At 68.4% G+C, this 19,652-nt stretch carries 22 protein-coding genes and 1 pseudogene; 10 read left to right on the forward strand and 13 right to left on the reverse strand.

All coding sequences use genetic code 11. The annotated features are described in order from the left end of the window. The 3 genes and pseudogenes from ACESK5_RS14925 to ACESK5_RS14935 form a co-directional block, all read right to left on the reverse strand. Nucleotides 1–278, reverse strand: a pseudogene (locus ACESK5_RS14925) (DNA-binding protein); the annotation flags it as partial. Further along, nucleotides 279–1,214: a replication factor A gene (locus tag ACESK5_RS14930; protein ID WP_372912376.1), complete on the reverse strand. Its 936-nt coding sequence runs from the start codon at nt 1,212–1,214 to the stop codon at nt 279–281. A 118-nt stretch (nt 1,215–1,332) separates the two neighbouring features. Beyond that, the gene (locus ACESK5_RS14935; protein ID WP_372912377.1) at nt 1,333–2,172 is read right to left on the reverse strand and encodes an endonuclease/exonuclease/phosphatase family protein; all 840 of its coding nucleotides are present in this window, start codon (nt 2,170–2,172) and stop codon (nt 1,333–1,335) included. A gap of 126 nt (nt 2,173–2,298) precedes the next feature. Here ACESK5_RS14935 and ACESK5_RS14940 point away from each other — a divergent pair, with 126 nt between their 5' ends. Together ACESK5_RS14940 and ACESK5_RS14945 are read left to right on the forward strand one after the other, a co-directional pair. Continuing rightward, nucleotides 2,299–2,601 carry a hypothetical protein gene (locus ACESK5_RS14940; RefSeq protein WP_372912378.1) on the forward strand — a complete coding sequence of 101 codons (303 nt, stop codon included), beginning with the start codon at nt 2,299–2,301 and terminating at the stop codon, nt 2,599–2,601. Continuing rightward, entirely contained in the window at nt 2,598–3,686 is a 1,089-nt protein-coding gene (locus ACESK5_RS14945; protein WP_372912396.1) for a mannose-1-phosphate guanylyltransferase, read from the forward strand. The genes ACESK5_RS14940 and ACESK5_RS14945 overlap by 4 nt, the downstream gene beginning before the upstream one ends. Nucleotides 3,687–3,788: 102 nt before the next feature. On the opposite strand, the gene ACESK5_RS14950 is transcribed toward ACESK5_RS14945, so the two are convergent. The 3 genes from ACESK5_RS14950 to ACESK5_RS14960 all read right to left on the reverse strand — a co-directional run bounded on the left by ACESK5_RS14950 (nt 3,789) and on the right by ACESK5_RS14960 (nt 5,135). Further along, entirely contained in the window at nt 3,789–4,001 is a 213-nt protein-coding gene (locus tag ACESK5_RS14950; RefSeq protein ID WP_372912379.1) for a hypothetical protein, read from the reverse strand. 45 nt (nt 4,002–4,046) lie between these two features. After that, nucleotides 4,047–4,565, reverse strand: coding sequence for a Tfx family DNA-binding protein (locus ACESK5_RS14955; RefSeq protein WP_372912380.1), 519 nt, complete (start codon nt 4,563–4,565; stop codon nt 4,047–4,049). Between the two features lie 111 nt (nt 4,566–4,676). Continuing rightward, on the reverse strand, nt 4,677–5,135 hold the full coding sequence (locus ACESK5_RS14960) for a TRAM domain-containing protein (protein WP_372912381.1): 459 nt from the start codon (nt 5,133–5,135) through the stop codon (nt 4,677–4,679). Nucleotides 5,136–5,481: 346 nt separating this feature from the next. Between ACESK5_RS14960 and ACESK5_RS14965 the strand changes: the two genes are divergently transcribed. The 3 genes from ACESK5_RS14965 (at nt 5,482) to ACESK5_RS14975 (ending at nt 7,909) form a co-directional block, all read left to right on the forward strand. Beyond that, complete coding sequence (locus ACESK5_RS14965) at nt 5,482–5,634, forward strand: hypothetical protein (RefSeq protein ID WP_372912382.1); 153 nt, start codon at nt 5,482–5,484, stop codon at nt 5,632–5,634. 47 nt (nt 5,635–5,681) lie between these two features. Then, entirely contained in the window at nt 5,682–6,395 is a 714-nt protein-coding gene (locus tag ACESK5_RS14970; protein WP_372912383.1) for a hypothetical protein, read from the forward strand. A 146-nt stretch (nt 6,396–6,541) separates the two neighbouring features. Then, entirely contained in the window at nt 6,542–7,909 is a 1,368-nt protein-coding gene (locus tag ACESK5_RS14975; RefSeq protein ID WP_372912384.1) for a hypothetical protein, read from the forward strand. Nucleotides 7,910–7,919: 10 nt separating this feature from the next. On the opposite strand, the gene ACESK5_RS14980 is transcribed toward ACESK5_RS14975, so the two are convergent. Both ACESK5_RS14980 and ACESK5_RS14985 read right to left on the reverse strand, forming a co-directional pair. Further along, a complete protein-coding gene (locus ACESK5_RS14980) occupies nt 7,920–8,321 on the reverse strand; it encodes a zinc ribbon domain-containing protein (RefSeq protein WP_372912385.1) in 402 nt (133 codons plus the stop codon). 220 nt (nt 8,322–8,541) lie between these two features. Beyond that, nucleotides 8,542–9,537, reverse strand: coding sequence for a radical SAM protein (locus ACESK5_RS14985; RefSeq protein WP_372912386.1), 996 nt, complete (start codon nt 9,535–9,537; stop codon nt 8,542–8,544). 246 nt (nt 9,538–9,783) lie between these two features. Here ACESK5_RS14985 and ACESK5_RS14990 point away from each other — a divergent pair, with 246 nt between their 5' ends. Next, entirely contained in the window at nt 9,784–10,011 is a 228-nt protein-coding gene (locus ACESK5_RS14990; protein ID WP_372912387.1) for a DUF2892 domain-containing protein, read from the forward strand. Between the two features lie 353 nt (nt 10,012–10,364). Here ACESK5_RS14990 and ACESK5_RS14995 read toward each other — a convergent pair whose 3' ends face one another. Further along, entirely contained in the window at nt 10,365–11,696 is a 1,332-nt protein-coding gene (locus ACESK5_RS14995; protein WP_372912388.1) for a hemolysin family protein, read from the reverse strand. 248 nt (nt 11,697–11,944) lie between these two features. Here ACESK5_RS14995 and ACESK5_RS15000 point away from each other — a divergent pair, with 248 nt between their 5' ends. Continuing rightward, complete coding sequence (locus ACESK5_RS15000; RefSeq protein WP_372912389.1) at nt 11,945–12,907, forward strand: PrsW family intramembrane metalloprotease; 963 nt, start codon at nt 11,945–11,947, stop codon at nt 12,905–12,907. 18 nt (nt 12,908–12,925) lie between these two features. Here ACESK5_RS15000 and ACESK5_RS15005 read toward each other — a convergent pair whose 3' ends face one another. Next, nucleotides 12,926–13,792, reverse strand: coding sequence for a hypothetical protein (locus ACESK5_RS15005; RefSeq protein WP_372912390.1), 867 nt, complete (start codon nt 13,790–13,792; stop codon nt 12,926–12,928). A 143-nt stretch (nt 13,793–13,935) separates the two neighbouring features. On the opposite strand from ACESK5_RS15005, the gene ACESK5_RS15010 reads away from it, so the two are divergent. Both ACESK5_RS15010 and ACESK5_RS15015 read left to right on the forward strand, forming a co-directional pair. Beyond that, the gene (locus ACESK5_RS15010; RefSeq protein WP_372912391.1) at nt 13,936–15,060 is read left to right on the forward strand and encodes a DUF373 family protein; all 1,125 of its coding nucleotides are present in this window, start codon (nt 13,936–13,938) and stop codon (nt 15,058–15,060) included. Between the two features lie 51 nt (nt 15,061–15,111). After that, nucleotides 15,112–16,011: a CHAD domain-containing protein gene (locus tag ACESK5_RS15015; protein WP_372912392.1), complete on the forward strand. Its 900-nt coding sequence runs from the start codon at nt 15,112–15,114 to the stop codon at nt 16,009–16,011. A 19-nt stretch (nt 16,012–16,030) separates the two neighbouring features. Here ACESK5_RS15015 and ACESK5_RS15020 read toward each other — a convergent pair whose 3' ends face one another. Continuing rightward, entirely contained in the window at nt 16,031–16,873 is an 843-nt protein-coding gene (locus ACESK5_RS15020) for a polyprenyl synthetase family protein (protein WP_372912393.1), read from the reverse strand. 161 nt (nt 16,874–17,034) lie between these two features. On the opposite strand from ACESK5_RS15020, the gene ACESK5_RS15025 reads away from it, so the two are divergent. Further along, nucleotides 17,035–17,508, forward strand: a complete 474-nt coding sequence (locus ACESK5_RS15025) for a DUF4112 domain-containing protein (protein ID WP_372912394.1) — start codon at nt 17,035–17,037, stop codon at nt 17,506–17,508. A 271-nt stretch (nt 17,509–17,779) separates the two neighbouring features. Here the strand turns inward: ACESK5_RS15025 and ACESK5_RS15030 are convergent, their stop codons facing one another. Beyond that, entirely contained in the window at nt 17,780–18,730 is a 951-nt protein-coding gene (locus ACESK5_RS15030; protein ID WP_372912395.1) for an electron transfer flavoprotein subunit alpha/FixB family protein, read from the reverse strand. Next, the gene (locus tag ACESK5_RS15035) at nt 18,727–19,515 is read right to left on the reverse strand and encodes an electron transfer flavoprotein subunit beta/FixA family protein (protein WP_372912397.1); all 789 of its coding nucleotides are present in this window, start codon (nt 19,513–19,515) and stop codon (nt 18,727–18,729) included. Before ACESK5_RS15035 ends, ACESK5_RS15030 begins: the two co-directional genes overlap by 4 nt. Nucleotides 19,516–19,652: the final 137 nt, after the last annotated feature.

The raw sequence follows: 19,652 nt of genomic DNA on the forward strand, positions 1-19,652 counted from the left end.
GCCGCGGCGGCCTCCGGCTGGTACTGCCCAGCGTAGACGAAGAACGTCCCTGTCGGGTCGACGATCCGGCCACGCCAGTACTCGGAGTCCTCGCCGATGTCCTCCTTCTCGGTGAGCGTGCCGACGAGGAACACCCGGTTCGCCTTCTCCCCCGTCGGGAGGAGCAGGTAGACGGGCGCGCGCTCGTCGTCCGATTCGCTAAACGTGTAGCTGGCGTCGTTGAACTCGCTTGCGAAGACGCGGCGGGCGACTTCGCGGGTGGGGATAGACTGACTCATTTAACTCGACCTCGCGTCGGACAGCAGGGCACTCGCATCCGCGGTGGCCGGCGCGGAGAGCTGTTCGAACTCGTCGACGAGCAGGTAGCGACCGAACGTGGGGCCGCTCACTCTGTAGTACCGCCCGAGCACGTCGGCGCGCATGTCCTCGGCGACGACTGTCGTGTCGAGGGCGTCCATCGCCCGCTCCTTCGCCGCCTCCAGCGTGACGCCCGTCAGCTCTTCGGTCATCTCGCGGCCGAAGATGACCTCGTGGACCTCGGCGCCGTCGTCGAGGACGGCCTTGATGCGGAGGTCGAACTCGCCCTCGACGTTGCCGTGTTCGGAGCAGCGACCGTTCTGCAGCACGCGCGTACAGTCCTCCTCGGGACACCGCTTGATGAGCCCCGAGCCGGACTGGATGTCGACCAGCGCGCCTTCGGCCTCGCTCGAGTCGTCACCGACCTCCACCTCCTCGTCGAGTTCGGTGATGGTCGTCGTCCGGTTGAGCTTGACCGAGAAGTTCCCCTGGTACTCGTCGGTGACGACGTTCGAGAGCTTGTACGACTTCCCCTCCTCCAGTTCGGGCAGGTCGGAGGTGGTGAAGGCGACGAACTTCATCGTCCCGGACTCGTCGCCGACCAGTCCCACCTGCGAGATGGAGTCGCTGCGGGGCTCCCAGAGGTCGACGAGCTTTACGGTGACGTCGACCCACTGCTCGTCGGCGTCGATGTCGCCGAGCTGCACCGCCTGTGAGCCGCCGCGCCCCAGGTCGTCACGCTCCATCCCCGCCTCGTCGAGGTAGCTGTTGGTGACACTCCGACGCGCCTCGTCGACGGGCACCCGGTACTCGTTGACGAGGTTGTCGAGGCGCTCTTCGACCTCGTCCACCGTGAGGTCGAGGTGGTCGGAAAACTGCGATACGATCTCTTCCGCGTGGGTACGCAAATCGCTCATGGTTGACTCGCCTCCGCTTCGTTTTCAATGGGAGGCGTACGCCGATTGGTGCCCGATGGTATAAAAACTGTCGCGAGGGGAGTGAAAGTGAAAACCGACCTCCGGCGGCCCACTGCCGCTACTCGCCGAGGACCAGTTCGGCCACGACGGGGCTGTGGTCCGACGGGGGCCGACCGTCCCAGTGGTCGGCGACCACCGCGTGCTGCCGGACGGTCACGTCGCCGGCGACGAACACGTGGTCGATTTTCCGGTCCGGTTCCCCCGAGAACCGCTCGAACGTCGCCGTCGGTCCGTGGTGTGGATGCGCCGACGCCGCCATCGCGTCGGTGAGCGCCGGTCCCGCCGCCTCGTCGCCGGCGGCCGCTCCCTCGTCGACCCCGGTGAGTACCCGGTAGGGCGTCGACCCGGGCGTGCAGTTGAAGTCGCCGAGCACCACGACCGGGACCTGCAGGTCCGACGCGTGGTCGCCCCCGCCGAGTTCGGCGACGAGGCGGCGAAGCTGCCCGGCGCTCCGCACGCGTGCCGCCTCGCTCTCGTGGTCGAAGTGCGTGTTGCAGACGACGAGCGGCTCCCCGTCGACGGCGAGGCGCGCCCACGTCACGAGTCGGGGCTTGCTCGCAGTCGGGTAGGAACTCCCCGGCTGTCCCGGTGACTCGGAGAGCCAGACGGTGCCGTGGCGCTCCCGCTCGACCCGTGCGGCTCGCCACCCGAGCGGACAGTGCTCGCCCTCGGAGCCACCGTCGACCCGGCCCGCCCCCTCCCACGCGTACGCCGGAAGCCGCTCGCGGAGGTACGCGTACTGGTGGGCCAGCGGTTCCTGGAGCCCCACGACGTCCGGTGTGTGGAACCGCACGACGCTCGCGACCAGCGACCGGCGGTGTTCCCACGCATTCTCGCCGTCGGTGGCGGTGTCGTAGCGGACGTTGAACGTCATCACCCGACACCGGACCCTGGCCATACCTCCTACTCACTCCCGCCGTACTTGAAACGTCGTTCCCTTCGCCGTCTCGCGGGTGGCGCGTCGTCGTCGACACACCGCCGCCGTGGTACCAACGTTGAAACCCTCGCCCGTCCACCCTCCGGTATGACCGACTCCGGGAGCGAGGACGACGACCGGTTCGCACGGTTCGTCCGCACGACGTTCCGCCGGGCCGGCAGACGGTACGCCGAGGCGAAGCGCGCGTATCAGGAGGGTCGCGACTGGTCGACGTCGTTCGGCCTCCCGACCGACGACGAGGGGCGTGCGCGCCTCGTCTGTCGCCGCTACGCCGAGCGCCGAGCCGTCAGTGTCGACCGTCAGGGTCGCCCCGCCTGTTTCGAGGCCGACCACTTCGACTGTGAGGGGTGCGCCGAGGACGTCCGCGAGGGGGTCGTCGAGACGTGGTGACGACCGTCGCGCTCGTCCTCGCGGGGGGAACGGGGTCACGCCTCTACCCCGCCTCGCGGTCGACCCGCCCGAAACAGTTCCTCTCGCTCCTCGGCTCCGACACCCTGCTCGAACGCACTGTCAACCGCGCCTCGTTCGCCGACCACGTCGTCGTGAGCACCCGGCCCGAACTCGAGTCGAACGTCCGCGACCTGGTGCCCGACGCCGAGGTGGTCGTCGAACCGGCGGGGAAGGACACCGGACCGGCGCTCGCGTACGCGACCCACCGCGTCGGCGAGGCGTACGGGGACGACGCCGTCGTGGTCGTCCTGCCGAGCGACCACACTGTCGACGACGCGGAGCGGTTCGCGGCGACGCTCGAACGCGGGGCCCGGGTGGCCCACGAGACCGGGCGACTGGTCGCGTTCGGCGTCGACCCGACCCGTCCCGAGACGGGGTACGGCTACATCGAACCGGGGGCCGACCACGACGGCTTCGCCGACCTCGACGCGTTCCACGAGAAACCGGACGCCGAGACGGCCGCGCGATACCTCGAGTCGGGCTACCTGTGGAACGCCGGGATGTTCGCGTGGCGGGTCGAGGCGTTCCGCGCGGCGGCGCTCGACTCCCCACTCGCGCCCCTCGTTCGCGCGCTCGACGAGGGACGCGTCGAGGAGGGGTTTGCCGCCGTCGAGGCGACGAGCGTCGACTACGCCGTGATGGAGCGTGTCACCGACGCGGCCGTCGTTCCGCTCGACGTCCGCTGGGACGACCTGGGCTCGTGGGACGCTCTCGCCCGCCTGCTCCCGGCAGACGAGGACGGCAACGTCGTCCACGCGGGAGACGGGGTCGGCGCGGGCGGAACGCCCCCACACGCGGACACGGGAGGAGACTCCCCCGAGGAGGCCACGCAGGAGGACGGAGACGTCCTGTTCGTCGACAGCGGCGACAACGTGGTCGTCTCCGACGGTCCGCACGTCTCCCTCGCCGGGGTCGACGGCCTCGCCGTCGTCGCGTGGGACGACCGGGTGCTCGTCGTCCCGAAAGCAGACGCTCAGCGGGTCCGCGACGTCGTGTCGCTGCTGAAAGAACAGGGGCGGTTCTGAGACCCGGCTCGGCTACCGCGACGGCACCTCACGGACGTTCGACGTCCGCTCTTCGCGCCCGTCGCGGGACTGCCGGACGACGAGTCACCCACGTCCCCCGAGTCACCGTTTCCGCTCGGGGCCGACTCCGGTCGCCGCGTCGAAGTCGACGTACTGCGCGTACGCGTAGGTGACGCCGAACACCGTCCCGAGCGCGAGTCCCGCTCCGGCGAGCAGAACCGGGTCGACGGCGACGAGTGCCCCCGAGAGGACGAGCAGGGGGAGGACGACACCGCCGACGAGTTTCGCCCGGGCGTACAGGCCGCCGTCGCTCATCGGCGTAGTCCCCTCCGTCCCGTCTGTCGGTCGGCCGACGCCATCTCAGCCGTCCTGCTCCGTGGAGTGCCGGACGCGGACGTCGCCGGTGCTCGTCACGCCGACGAGAATCGGCTCTCTCACTTCGCGGCCCTGCACCGCGTCGCCCGCGGCGTCACTCACAGCCTTCATGAGGTCCGGCGCCGTGTGGTTCACCTTCACGCCCGCCTCGTCGCAGGCGTCGTAGACGAGTTTCGGCACGTCGTAGAGGTCAGTGCCCACGTCGACTTCGACCCTGACGGGGGCCGACAGCGCCTCCGAGAACGCGACCGTCTCGCGGGCCTTCTCGACGTTCGCGCGGGCGCTCGCCTCGATGCTGGAGACGTTCGCACGCGAGGTTCCGATGTGGTCGGCGATGGTCGTCTGTCGCACTCCCCGCTCGCGGAGGAGGAGTACCTCCGCCTGCCGTCGGGTCAGGACGCTCGCCTCGGGGTCGAATCCGGCCCGGTCGAGGAGGGAGTCGATGTCGATGTCGAGGCCGGGTTCCCCGCCGTCGCTGGCGTATCCGGCTCCCGTGTCGTCCATACTGGATACAACGCGGCGTCCGAGAAAAAGACAGCGCGTCGACTGCCACTGCGGGTCGGTGCGTCGGTCGGGTATCGGTGCCGTCTCCAGGGGTGGGTCGTCGTGGGTCCGTTACTTGCCCCAGAAGTTGTCGCGGCTCCCGAGCGCTTCGGGACGGCTCCGGCCGCCGCGACTGCTCCGGCCACCTCTGTCCCGGCCGGCCCCGCTCTCGGCCTCGTCCTCCTCGTCGGGGTCGAGCGGCATCTTCTCGACGACCTCCTTCGCGAGCGCGTGGTTCGACTTCACCCGGTCGATGCGGACCACTGCGCGGCAGTCGGGGAGGAGGCCGTCGATGAGGACGATGAAGCCGTCGTCGGTTCGGCCGACGCCCGCCCCGCTCTCGTGGATGTCCGTCACCTCCACTTCGACTTCCTCACCGGCCTTCACCGGTTGCTGTTTCAACTCGTAGATCGGCATGTTGTAGCTGTCACACCACTCGGCGCCCCCCTTGTCACCGAAGTACTGACAGCCCATCCCCGCGATGCGCTCGGAGAACCGCGGGCACTCGTCCGCCAGTGGGCAGTCGGGCATGCTCTGGACTACTCGGGGGGCGTTCTAAACGCTTGCGCCCCGTACGTCCCGGTTCGTTACCGACTCACTGCGGCCGGTTCGAATCGACGCCGATCGGTCGTCGAGCGCGTGCTAGCGTCTGGTTTTTCGGCCCGGTGTCGCGTCCGGGTTCGCGTGGCGCGCCACGTGCTCCGGCGTGACCCGTCTTTCGACGACCATTACACATCATGGAAGAAAGGTTATGTATACGAACTGCGTCCACGCGCCCGATGGGGGAGAACTGGACGACACCGTCTCGCGAACGACCGTACCTCCGTCTGTCGCGACCCGACAGTCGGCACGGACGGCACCACGCCGTCTGCGGGCCGTGACGGCGGACGCCGCACCGCTCGGCCACTGTCCGGAGTGTGGTCGGTCGGTGCCCCGCGGGTGGGCGCTCATCGAGTACGAGCGCGCGAACGGCGAGCGCGGCGTCTTCGCCGAGTGCCCCTCCTGCGAAGCGGTCGTCAGACCCGAGTAGCCGGGACGGGACGGAACGGCTTTGTGCGGCACCTCCTACCGTCGGGTATGGACGCCTCACCCGAGACGACGCGTCACGTCCCGGAGTTCGCGCTCGTCACCGGCGCCTTCCTCTCCCTCTCGTTTCTGGTCGCCGGCCTCGTCCTCACGGGCGACGTCGTCCGCACGCTGTTGACGTCGGTCGTCCTCCTCTACCCGTTCGCCGCCTACGCCGTCAGGCACAGCCCCGACCCGACCACGGTCCTCCCGCCGCGCATCACCTCCGTCGGTGCCGTCGCCGTCGGCGTCGTCCTCGCCGGTGCGGTGCTGGTCGACACCGACCCCGCTCGCCTCGCGAGTGAGGTTCCCTACGCGCTGTTCCTCGGTGCGCTCGTCGTCCTGCCGCCGGCGGCGTACCACGTCACTGCCGGCGATTCCGACGACCGCCTCAACCCGCTCTCGCCCACACAGACGGTCCTCGCGGCGACTGTCGTCGCCGCCGCCCTCCTCGCGTACGGCCTCCTGGTCGGCGGCGTGCGCTTCGCGGCCGCGGCGGCGCTCGCCTCGTTCCTCGCCGGGAGCCTCTACGCCCGCGCGCTCGGCGAGGAACTCGCTCCCCACACCCGCCGCCGGTTCGTCGCCGGCGGCGCCCTCGTCGGCGTCCTCGTCGTCTTCGTCGGCCTCTTTCGTGGCGAGGCCCTGGAGTCGTGGGTTCTGGTCGGTCTCTGCCTCGCCGCCGCCCCGACGTTCTTCTACGCGCTCACCGCGCCCGAGCGCGTCTGAACCGCGCGAGCGGAACGAGCGGCGAAAGCCTCTATGCTCCGGCCGCCTCTCTCACCATGTGTACTGATGACACACACCAGACAACCGACCCGACCGGCCGCTCCCGCGTTCCCGGTCGGACCGCGACTGCGACGCTCCGGCCGACCGTGACCCCTCGGATCGACGCAGTCGTCGACACCCACCTCGCACGACTCGACGCCGAGGCGCGTCGGGCGTTCGTCGCCGACCTCTGGGGCGCTCGTGGCTTCGAGACCAGCGTCGACGACACCGTCGTCGCCGCCAGCCGTGGTGCCGACTCGCTGGTCGTCTACCCCCTCCCCCCGCACCGTCTCGGCCGTCCCGCCCGGCCGGACCGCCCTGTCGATGTCGTCGTCGCGTTCGACGCCGTCCCCTCCTGGACAGCGTCCGACGACGTGCGAGTCGTCACGCCCGCCGGCCTCCGCGAGATGCTCCGGCACGCGCTCGACCCGGCCGACGCCGCGGCGGTGTGCCAGCGTCACCTGGGTGCCCCACCGGAGGCGCTCGACCCGCCGCTCCCGCTTCGCGTCCGCGACGCCGTCACCGCACTGTCCGGCGTCGAGGAGTCCGTCGGCGTCACCACCGTCGTCGCCCTCCTCGCCGTCGTCGTCCTCGTCGTCGCGGCGAGCGGTGCGCTGTTCGCCGACGAGGCGGACCCAATGCTCGGCGCCGAGAGCGTCGGTTCGGGAACGAGCGGTGCGGTGGTGACGGCCGACCCGACGCGGACTCCCTCATCGACACCGACGCCGATGCCGACGCCGACGCCCGAGTCCGACGACCCGCCGGTGGGGTCGCTCGACACGGTCCCCGGCGTCGGCCCCGACGGCGTGACGAACCTGACCGCCCTCGCAGTCGCTCACGACCGGCGACTCGGGACCAACTACACCCTCTGGACCGACCGGTACCGGCCACGGGACGGCGTCCCCGGCGCTCCCCGGACCCAGCGCGACACCGACATGGCCGTCGAGGGTGACCGCTACCTCGTCGAGGAGACGTTCGAGACCGGCGACGAGCGACGTCTCGCTCGCGTCGTCTACTTCGACGGGACCGACTGGTACGTCGACGAACGGGGCACGGAGACGGCCAGCGTCCGCTGGGTCGACGGCGACGCCGGGGACGTCGCGCCCAACCCCCACCGTCTGCGCCGGTCGCTCGTCACGCGGTTCTTGGCGACGCCCACCACCGACGTGACGGAGCGGGTCTACGTCGGCCGCGACACACGCTACCGACTGGAGGGGGCGGGTCGGCCGCCGAGCTTCCCCGACCACGTGTACAACTACAGCTTCGTCGCCATCGTCGGGGAGCACGGACTGGTCCACGAGGCGGCGGTGGAGTTCACCGTCGTCACCGTCGAGGGGAGCTACCGGCTCCGGTTCGAGTGGACCTACGGCGCGCTCGGGGAGACGACCGTGGCCGAACCGGCGTGGCTCCACCTGGCGCACCCACCGAGCGAGACGACCGAGACGCGGAACCGAACCGCGACGGCGGCGTCGTGACCGCCGCCCCTCACAGCACCGCCCCGCAGTTCGAGCAGGTCTCGGCGTCGAGGCCGACCTTCGACTTGCAGTTGCTGCAGTAGCCGTCGGCGCCGCTCCGGAGGACGCTGGCGACGGCACGGTCCTCGTCCGTCCCCAGCGACTCTCCACAGTCGCTACAGAACGCCGGTGTCCCCATGTGTGCGGTCGCACAGGCCGAGCAGTACCGGACGGTGTCGGGGCCGTCGTCGGTGGCACCGTCGCCGGTCAGCACGACCAGCGCGTAGAAGAACGCGCCGACGAGGCCCGTGAAGAGCGTCAAGAGTCCCCACAGGAACCCGGACCGACCCCTGTTGTGGGCGTCGACACCGACGGTGACCGTGAGGACGACTCCGAGCAGCAGGCCGAACGCGAGGAGGGCGTGGCTGGACACGCCTGACAGTGGACCGTACCACCGGGAGATGCCTTGTGGCGGGGAGTCGTGCATACGTCCCGGTTCTTCGGCTCGTTCGCCGTGCTCACTCGCGGGAAATCTGGACCAAAAGACCCGACTCAGGCCAGCGGCGTCCGCTCGACCACGGTCCACGTCCCAGCTTTTCCCGCCCTCGCTGTCGCTCGGACGGCAAAACCTGGATCAAAAGACCCGACCCGACTCAGGCCAGCGGCGTCCGCTCGACCACGGTTCCGTCGACGGTCGGGTACTGCTCGACGATTTCGCCCTCGGAGACGTCGCCCTCCTCGACCATCTCCTCGAGGAGCCACCACGCCACCTCGACGTGGTCGGACTTGACCGTGTAGTACTCCTCGGGGACGCCGAGCGCCGCCAGTTCGTCGGGTGAGACCCACGCCTTCCCGTAGACGAGGGTCCCGTCGTCGGTCACCTCGTCGAACGGCCGGCGGAGGTTGCGGGCCATCCGCTTCAGGCGACGGCGGTGCTGGGCGGCGTCTTTGAACACCGAGGTGCAGAAGTAGACCCGTTCGTGGTCGCCCATCACGTCGAGTATCTCTTCCTTCGGGGATTCGACCGCGCTCATGTGCCCCTCGCGGAGTTCGAAGCCCTCCTCTTTCATCCGGCGGAAGTTCCCGTCGGACATCTCGAACTCGTTGATGTTACAGAACTCCGCGGCGCCCTCGTCGAGGAAGTCTAGGAACTCCGGTTCGGCGCGGATGCCGGGAATCTCGAACGCCGGCGTGAGGCCCTCCTCGCGGGCGACGTAGAGGATGTCCTCCCACTCCGTGCCGTGGAGGTCGCCCCACTGTTCGAGCGGCGGGTGGAACCGAATCTCGTCGAGGCCCGCCTCCGCGAGTCGGCGCATGTTCTCTCGCCCGCCCGTAATTCCCGTGTAGAGGTGCGTGTGGTGGTCCTCGCCGAACTCGTCTTTGAGTAGCGAGAGGTAGTGACAGGTCTTGTCGAGCGCCTCCTGTGGCTCCCCGCCGGTGATGGAGGTGCCGAGTGCGTCCATCCGCTTGGCCTCGGTGAGGACGTCCTCGTCCGACTCGACCGCGCGCTCGTTGGCGTACACCTGCGTGACGTTCTTTCTGTTCTCTCCCAGCGGGCAGTAGAAACAGTCGCGCTGGTCGCAGTAGCCGTAGACGAACAGGACCATCTTCCCACCCTTGGCGCACTGCTCACAGCCCTTCGATATCATTCAGTACCAGGCCTAGGATTCCGAACGGTCAAAAACGGTGCGACTTGCCGCGACCAGCCGCGAACCTCCGTCTCACCCGCGTCGAACCTGGTGAAACTCTCCGCCACTGCTCGTTTGTCGATGCTGTGCTGGATACCGCGCGCAAGTCGGGTGTGTGGGCCCACGGCGAGTATGGACCTGAACGGGTCTGGCGAGAGTGACGCACAGCCGACGTATTATTAAGCCATAATATTGTGATCACCTGATATGGACATCAACGTCGGAGCCACCGATAAGTCAGTGCGGACAATCATCGGTGCAGTCGCCGGAGTGCTTTCTCTTGCGATCCTCGCTGGGCAACTCCCCGGACCCGCTCTCGCCTCACCGGTGCTCGGTGTCGTTGCGCTCATCATGCTTGGAACGGCAGCGACTCGCTCCTGTCCTGTCTACTCCGTCTTGGGCATGAGTACGTGCCCGCGAAACGCTGGGCAGTAGGGCCTCAGATCGAGAACCCGATTATTATCCGAGTACGCAACGAGGAGAACAGCGAATTCGGTTGGCGTAGAAGCGGACATCGTGTCGACAGGACGTACTGCATCCACCCTCTGTCTGTGCCACGCCGATTCTGACCGCATTTGGTGAGGTTTCAGTGAGCGTGCTGAACAGAGCGCGTGTACTGGCACCGAATTCCAGTACGTCTCCCGGGAGCTGGAGCTCTGCCACTGCAAACAGGACCCGTCACTCGTAGATTCGGGCGAAGCGACTTCGAGTCAGACCGTTACGAGACACCACTTCGGCGACGGAGAGCGCTCAAAACGAACCTCCTCCAGGCAACTCCGCACTCCCACTCAGTCCACTACGGGGTCGTCCATCTCACCTTTGTGGATCCAGACCGTCGAAATTCGGGTCCCCTCGACGCTCGTCACCTCGACAACGTATCCGGCGACCTCGACGCGATCGCCACGTTTTGGCGCGCGGTCGAGTTGTTCGAGTACCAGTCCACCGATCGTCTCGACCTCGTCACTCGTGAACTCCCCCTCGATCAAATCGTTGATCTTCGACAACGGGACGCCGCCGTCGATGTCGTACCCGTCGTCGTCGTGCTGGCGAATCGAGGGTTCACGCTCGTCCACATCGAACTCGTCACGGAGGTCTCCGACGAGCGCCTCGACGACGTCTTCGACCGTTGCCATCCCCTCGAACGCCCCCCACTCGTCGATAACGGCGGCCATCTGCTGTTGGTCTTCCCTGAACTGCCTCAGGAGGTCGCTCAGTGCCATCGTCTCGGGGACGATGAGAATCTCGCGGGCGATGTCACCGACTGACTCGGCCTCTCCGCCCTCTACCTCTGCTCGTAGAACGTCCTTCACGTCGACGAATCCGACTACCTGGTCGCCGTCGTCGGCATCGAGAACCGGATAGCGCGTATGACCAGCCTCGAGGACAATCGACTGGAGGTCGGAGAGCGAGGCGTCCGCCGGAGCGTTCACCACGTCCGGTCGTGGAACCATGACCTCTCGCACCACGATGTCGTCGAGGTCGAAGACTCGCTCGATCATCGTCACTTCCGCAACGTCGATGTCTCCTTCCTCGCCGGACCGAGTCAGGACTCGAAGGAGTTCCCGTTCGCCGAGCGTCTCGTCCGTTTCGGAAGCGGGTGGCACGCCGAGTGCTCGCGTGAACGCGTTGGCAGCCCCGTTGAAGACGACGATTCCCGGATAGAGGAGGTAATAGAACACCTTCATCGGCGGGGCGAGGAACAGGGAGAGTCGCTCGGTCTGGGCGATTGCGAGCGTCTTCGGCGCGAGTTCTCCGAAGACGACGTGGAGGAACGTGATGAGACTAAAGCCGATCGCGAAGGCGACCAGATGGATGAGCCCCACCGGGAGAATCGGTGCCAGCACAGGCTCGATGAGCGACGCCACGGCTGGTTCGCCGACCCACCCCAACCCGAGCGAGGCGATGGTGATCCCGAGTTGTGTCGTCGCGAGATAGTCGTCGAGATTCGCCATCACCTCCTGGAGCGTCCCCGCGCCGGGGCGCCCCTCCTCGGCCAGTTGCTCGACCGAGGTCCCTCGTATCCGTACGAAGGCGAACTCTGCTGCGACGAAAAAACCGTTGAGTACCACGAGAGCCAGCGCAACGACGACCTGCGCCAGCGAGAGCGCGACGTTTACCATCGATGGGGCTGGCAGCCACGGCTACTTGTTTGTCGTCTGTCCATATCCCTGCCTCTCGTTCCATCTACTAAAATCATTTAAATCACCTCCAAACGCGAGGTGACTGTCAGGAGTACCGAACCGGCCGGTAACGCTCTTGACCGCGACTGTCCTGTTGAATTCACCCCTCTATGCCAGCGCTATGGGTTAGATTCACTCGAAATCTATTGCACATAACTCTTCAGGCTGGCGCTCGGGTGACAGAATGCATGTCCGCGTCCTCCGACGACTCGTCCGTCGACACACACGGCGTGACGACGTGGGAGCCGCGAACCCTGGGTGACCGGCTCGCCGTCTCACTGCACGGAACGCTCGCCGCCAACTGGCGCGTCCTCGTCGTCGCGCTCGCCGCACTCGTACTGCTCGGACAGTTCCTCGTCGCCTTCGGCCTGTTCACCACGGACCCGTTCCTGGCGGTGTTCTCGGCCGTGTCGGTGATTCCAGCGCTCCTCCTGGTCTGGTACATCCGCCGCCAGGACGCGGAGCCCGAACCGGTCGGAACGCTCGCGGTCACGTTCGTCCTCGGCGGGTTGCTCGCGAGCTTCGCGGCGCTCGTCAACACCGCCGCCGGGACCGTCTTCCGACAGATTCCGGCCGTCGGCTCCATCCTGCTGTTCTTCCTGGTCGTCGGTCCCGGCGAGGAACTCGTCAAGTGGCTGGCCATCCGGCTGTACGCGTACGACCGCGCCGAGTTCGACGCCGTCGTGGACGGTGCGATGTACGGCGCGGCCGCCGGACTGGGCTTCGCCTCCATCGAGAACGTCATCTACATCACCCAGAACGCGCTGATGGCGATTCGCGACGGCAGCCCGGTTCTCGCCGCCACCATCCCGACGACCGTGGCCCGGTCGCTCGCTGGCCCCGGTCACGTCCTGTACTCTGCCTTCGCCGGCTACTACCTCGGCCTCGCGAAGTTCAACGAGGAGCACTACGGCCCCCTGGTCGTGAAGGGCATCGCCGTCGCCGCGCTGCTGCACGCGACGTACAATTCGCTGTCGACGCTCCTCCCCCGTCTCCTCCCGATGAGCGGGGTGGCGACGTTCGCGTTCATCATCCTGTGGGACGGCGCGCTCGCCGTGGTCCTCGTCCGCAAACTCCGGCGCTACCGGGACGTCGTCGAGGAGGAGGGACCGGCCAGCGCGCGGTCACAGGCGACGGCCAGCGACGACTGACGCTCGCCGAACGTCGACTCAGGCCACGACGGCGTACCGAACGAACAACGCCCCGAAGAGGAGGCCGAAGACACCGAGGTAGCCGACGATCAGCCGTCCCTCCGCGGGGACGAGTATCCACAGCACTGGTCCGACCACCAGACAGGCGAGTCCGAACGTCGCGGCGACGGCTCGCACCGCCCGCGGTGCCCGCTCCCCGGACTGTTCGTCCGCGCCACTGGCGGGCGTCTCCCGTCTCGTCCCGGCGCTGATTTGGTCGCGAGCGGCCCTGGAGCACACGACGACGCGCGGCGTCGACGCGCCGACCCGTCCGGGGTGGTAGTCGACGACCAGCACGACGAACCGACCGAGCCGCAGGGTGCGGACGCGTCGAATCGCGTCGAGCGGGACGGTGTGCCCGGCGTACGTCAGTTCCCCGGTGTCGCCGTCGACGACACCCTCCGACTGCAGTCCCGCCCCGACGACGAGGGCGACGAAGCCCGCGACGACGCCACCGACGACGAGTTCGAAGCCGACGTCGGTCCACCGCAGGCCGACGACGCCTCCCCCCGTCCCGAGAAGCACGCTGGCGACGACCCCTCCACGCGAGAGTGCGCGGACGGTCTCGTGGACCTCGGGCGGGGCGTTCCCCAGCGCGAACAGCGCGCGCCCGCTCCCGACGCCGAAGCCGACGAAGAGGGCGAGCACGAACACGAAGAGGGCAACGCCGACGCCGCCGCCCCCGACGAGTGTCGCGCCCACGAGGACGACGAGCCCGCAGACTGGGCCGACGCCGAGGCCGACGGCGACGTATACGAGGAGTCGGAGGGGGCGTGTCGTGGCGGGACTGAACTCCCACTCGACTGCGGAGGAGGTGGGGGGAGACGAGGCCGTGGAGGGGGACACACGGGCGGTTCGGACGGACGTGAATTAACGCTGCCGCCGTCCCGTTCCGCTCGTCTCCGCCAGTCTCCCCGTCCGCCAGTCCCGTGAGCCGATTCCGCCCTCCTCCCGAAAACAGATATACGACGACGACGTACCTCCCGGCGATGCTGCTAGTCCTCTGTGTCGACCTCGACGACGACCTCGGCCGCAAGACGGGCTTCGAGACGCCGGTCGTCGGTCGAGACGCCGTCGAGACGGCCGCGGTCGCCCTCGCAACCGCCGACCCCGAGGACTCCGACATCAACGTGCTCTTCCAGGGGATTCACACCCACGACGACCTCCTCGCCGAGGGTGGGGAGGAGGTCGAAGTCGCCGCAGTCACCGGAATCGACGGCTCGGACGTGAAGGCCAACCGCGCCATCGGCGAGGAGATCGACGAGGTGCTCGCCACGCTCCAGACCGGAGAGAACGTCCGCGCCATCGTCATCACCGACGGCGCACAGGACGAGTCGGTCCTCCCGGTCATCCGCTCTCGGGTCCCTATCGACGGCGTCCGCCGTGTCGTCGTCCGGCAGGCCCAGGACCTGGAGTCGATGTACTACACGATGAAGCAGGTGCTCGACGACCCCGAGACCCGCGGCACCATCCTCGTCCCGCTCGGCATCCTGCTCCTCATCTACCCGTTCGTCACCATCGCGTCGTACTTCGACGTCCCTGGTGCCGTCGTGCTGGGTCTCATCTCGGCGCTCCTCGGCCTCTACACCCTCTTCCGAGGGCTCGGTCTCGAGACGGTCGTCGACGACATCGCCGAGCGTGGCCGCAACCTCCTCTACGCCGGCCGGGCGACGCTCATCACCTACGTCGTCGCCGCCGCGCTCATGGTCGTCGGCGGAGTCCGGGGCGTCGAACTGCTCCGGACGGTCGACGCGGCCATCCCCGGCCAACTCGGGGTGGGCGTCGTCCTGGCGGCCGTCGTCCACGGTGCCGTCCAGTGGTTCGCCGCCGCCGGCGTCACCTCCTCGCTGGGGCAGGTCACGGACGAGTACCTCGCCGACCGGTTCAAGTGGCGCTACCTCAACGCCCCCTTCTACGTCGTCTCCATCGCCGTCGTCCTCCACGCAGTCTCGGGATTCTTCCTCCCCGACGTGCCGGGGGTCACTTCCCTCTCGCTGACCGACCTCGCCGTCGCGCTCACGGCCGGGACGCTCCTCGGCGTGTTGAGTACGCTCGCGTTCGCCGTCGCGGAGTCGCGGTTCCCCACCGGCGTCGAAACCGACGCGTCGGCGTGAGAACGTGTGTCAGCGGGAACAGTCACGTTTCCACGAGAGACACTGTCTGCTATGGACTACACACTCGACCCACACGAGCCGGTCTCGGCGGAGGTCCAGCGCATCGTCGACTCGCTGGTCGCGGACGGGCTCACACATCTCGACGCCGACGACCCTCACGAAGCCGTCCACGAGGTGCGGAAGCGGTGCAAGGAGGTCAGGGCGACGCTCCGACTCGTCCGCGGAGTGTTGCCGACGTACAGCGACGAGAACGCCCACTACCGCGACGCGGCCCGTCGCCTCTCACACGCCCGCGACGCGCAGGCGCTCGTCGAGACGTTCGACGACCACGTCGCCCCCGCGGTCCGGTCAAACGACGGTCCCGCTCCCGACTCACTCGACGCCGTCCGGGCGACGCTCGTCGCCCGGCGCGACACCCTCGCCGCCGCGGAGGACCTCGACTCCCGGCTGGCGGCAGTCGAGCGTGACCTCCTCGACGGGCGGGACCGCGTCGACGCGCTCCCCGTCGCCACGGACGGCTTCGCCGCCGTCGCCGGCGGCCTCCGCAAGTCGTACCGGCGGGGGTGCGACCGGATGGCGGACGCCTACGCCGACCCCTCGACGGAGGCGTTCCACGAGTGGCGCAAGCGCGTCAAGTACCACCGCTACCACTGCTACCTGCTCAGACCCGTCTGGGAGAAGCCGATGAAGGCCCGCCGGGACCAGCTCAAGGAACTCTCGGACCTGACGGGCGACGAACACGACCTCGCGGTGTTCGTCGAGACGATGCACGAGGAGGACCTGTTCGACCCGGAGACGCGCGGGGCGCTGGAGGCTATCATCGGGGGCCGACGGGCGGAACTCCGCCGGGCCGCCCGCCCCCTCGGCGAACGGCTCTTCGTCGAGGAACCGGACGACCTGGTCGACCGGTTCGCAGGCTACTGGCGGGCGACCGTCGAGTACGAGTCCTGACCTGACCTGTCCTGACCGGTCAGCGTTCCCGGACGACGACGAACTCCGCGAGGTCACGCAGGTAGCCCAGCGCCGCCGTCTCGCCGGGGTCCGCGTTGTCGAGTGCGGCGAGCGCCCGGTCGGCCTCCGCCCGGGCGCGAGCGTTGGCCTCCGCCGGTTCGATGCCGGTCACCTGCACCAGCGAAGGTCGGTCCATCGCCTCGTCCTGTCCGGTCGGCTTGCCGAGTTCGTCGGCGTCGGCCGTCGCGTCGAGGACGTCGTCGCGAATCTGGAAGGCGACGCCCACGCGCTCGGCGTACTCGCCGAAGGCCTCGACCGTCATCGGGTCGCCGTCGGCCGCGACGACGCCGAGTTCGGCCGCCGCGCGGAACAGCACGCCCGTCTTCCGGCGGGCGAGCGTCATGTACTCGTCGTCGGTGGTGGGGCGGGCGACGAGTTCGGTCGCCTCCCCCTCGCTCAACTCGACCATCGCCTCGGAGACGATCTGCGTCGCCTGGTCGTCCACCGAGAGGAGGGCGAACGCCTCCCCCAGGAGGCCGTCCGAGCAGACGATGGCCGGGCCGTAGCCGTACTCGGCCCACGCGCTCGGCTTCCCCCGCCTGACCCCTGAGCGGTCGATGATGTCGTCGATGACGAGCGAGGCGTTGTGGACCAGTTCGACCGCGACGGCGAAGTCCACCGCCTGGGAGGGCGTGCCGCCCACCGCCTCACACGAGAGGATGGTGACCGCCGGGCTGACGCGCTTCCCGCCGGAGAGCGCCACGTGTCCGAGCTCCGCGGATAGCTCTGGTGGGTCGACCGCCTCGACCACCTCCTCGAGTCGGTCGTTCACGAGTCCGACCCGGCGCTCGAGATACTCCATTGACGGCTCTCGGGACGGCGGAGGCAAGTAGGTAACGGATACGGGAGGCGCCGCGACCGACGCTCCGCCTGTCGCGAGACTGACGACCGGCAGGCGCGGCCGAAGCGTCGCTTGCGCCTGCACCCACCAGTCTTTAGCCTCGACATCCCGTCCGTCGGAGTATGGCAGACCGACTCGACGACCTCGAAGACTCGTTCGAAGGCCGCGTCGACCTCCCGCCGACGGTCGACGAGGCGGCCGTCCGCCGGATGGAGTTCGTGAGCCGCCTGCTCGACGAGAGCATCCGCGTCCCGGGGACGGATTTCCGCATCGGGCTTGACCCCGTGCTCGGCCTGGTTCCCGGCGCGGGTGACGCGCTCGCAGCGGGCTTCTCGTTCTACATCGTCGTCGAGTCGGCTCGACTCGGCGTCTCGTACAACACCCTGCTCCGGATGCTCGCCAACGTCGCCATCGACGTCGCCGTCGGCTCCGTCCCCGTCGTCGGTGACCTCTTCGACGCGTTCTGGAAGGCCAACGTCCGGAACGTCGAACTGGCGCTGGACGACCTGGCGAGTGCCGCCGCCGACGACCCGGTCGACGCTCTCGGCGACGACCACGACGGGGACTCCGAGGCCGTCATCATCGACGTGGAGTGAGGCCGTCCGACCGGGTCGCTCCAGCGACCCGGCGGCGCACGCGTCCCGAGTTCCTACACGCGCCTCCTGTTCCCGACGGTCACCGTGCTCACTCGCGGGAAAACCTGGACCAAACGAACGCCGGGGGCTCCTGGAACTGTTCTACTGGAACTGTTCGACGAGCGCCGGGACGACGTCGAAGAGGTCACCGACGATGCCGTGAGTCCCAGCTTTTCTGCTCGTTCGCCGTGCTCACTCGCGGGAAAACCTGGACCAAAAGAACGCCTGAGGGTTACTGGAACTGTTCGACGAGCGCCGGGACGACGTCGAAGAGGTCACCGACGATGCCGTAGTCGGCGATGTCGAAGATGGGCGCGTTCGGGTCGGTGTTGATGGCGATGATAGTGTCGGAGCCCTTCATGCCGGCGACGTGCTGGACGGCTCCCGAGATGCCGACGGCGAGGTAGACGTCCGGGGTGACGACCTTTCCAGACTGCCCTACCTGTCTGTTCTTCGGGAGCCACCCGTTGTCGACGATGGGCCGCGAGGCGGAGAGCGTCGCGTCCAGCACGTCCGCCAGTTCCTCGACGAGTTGGATGTTCTCCTCCTCCTCGATCCCTCTCCCCACGCTCACGAGTACGTCCGCGTCGGCGATGTCGACGTCGCCGCCCGCGACTTCCTCGAACCCCGTGACGCGCGAGCGGACGCGCGACTCGTCGACCGTGAGGTCGAACGCCTCGACGCTCGGCGACCCTAACTCGTCCGTCGGCCTCCACTCGCCGCCGCGGACGGTCACGGCGACCCGGTCGGCGTCCACCTCGACGGTCGTCTCGACCTTCGAGGCGTACATCTCGCGCGTGGCCGTGAGTCCGTCGTCCCACGTCAGGTCGACGGCGTCGCTCACGAGGGGGAGGCCGAGCGACGAGGCGACGGCGGGCGCGTAGTCGAGGCCGTTCACCGAGTTCGGCATCAGGAGCACGGTGGGGGCGAGTTCGGCGTCGAGCGCCTCCAGCGCCTGCACGTACACGTCGTGGTTGAACTCCTCGCCGTGGTCGACTGTGTGAATCGTGTCGACACCGTCGAGCGAGAGGTGTTCGGCGAACCCTTCGACGTCGCCGGAGATGACCGCGACGTGGAGTTCTTCGCCGAGCGACTCCGCGAGTTGGCGACCAGCCGTGACGAGTTCGTAGCTCACCTCGCGGAGTTCGCCCCGGCGGTGGTCGGCGACGGCGAGGACGGTCATTCGGCCCCCACCCCCTTCTCGCGGAGGACGGTCGCAAGCTGTGCGGCCGTCTCCGCGGCGTCACCCTCGAAGATGGTCGCGTCCGACTCCGTCTCGGGTTCGTACATCGCGGTCATCCGCAGGGCGCTTCCGACGGTCGAGGCGTCGAGCCCCAGGTCCGCGAGTCCCTTCGGCGCGATCTCCTTCGACTGCGCCTGCCGGATGCCTCGCAGCGAGGCGTACCGCGGTTCGTTGATCCCCGTCTGTATCGTGAGGACGGCCGGGAGGTCGATCTCGGTGTGCTCCTCGACGCCGCCCTCGAGTTCGCGGTGTACCTTCGCCGTCTCGCCGTCGAGTTCGAGGTCGTTCACCACGGCGGCCCACTCGTAGCCGACGCGCTCGGCGAGCGAGACGCCGGTCGCCCCGAAGCCGTCGTCGTTTGCCTGTACCCCCGTGAGTACGAGGTCGGGCTCCTCCTCGGCGACCACGGCCCCGAGGATGTCCGCCTTGGCGTCGACGCTGAGCAGTCCCGCCTGCTCGACGTCGTCGTCCCACACCCGTATCGCGCGGTCGACGCCCTTCGCCAGCGCCATCCGGATGGTCTCCTCGGCGCGCTCGGGACCGATGGTGACGCTCACCACCTCGTCGGCGTGGCCCGCCTCCACGAGTTGGACGGCGGCTTCGACCGCGTACTCGTCCCACTCGTTCAGGTCGTACTCCAGATACTCGGGGGCGATGTCGAGGCCGTCGATCTCGAAGTCGTCCGCTGCCTCGGCGACCTCTTTCACGGTGACGAGAACCTTCATCATCGACGTGTCGCTTTTCTCGGCGCTAAACGGTTTCGAAAAGGGCACCGGGCGAAGCGGTGGTTTTACCTCGAATCTGAGTGAGGTTTCTCGTCATGACAGCTGACTACCCGCGTGACGACGACGGCCACGTCGAC

It is taken from the genome of Salinigranum sp., assembly GCF_041641895.1.
Taxonomy (GTDB): Archaea; Halobacteriota; Halobacteria; order Halobacteriales; family Haloferacaceae; genus Salinigranum.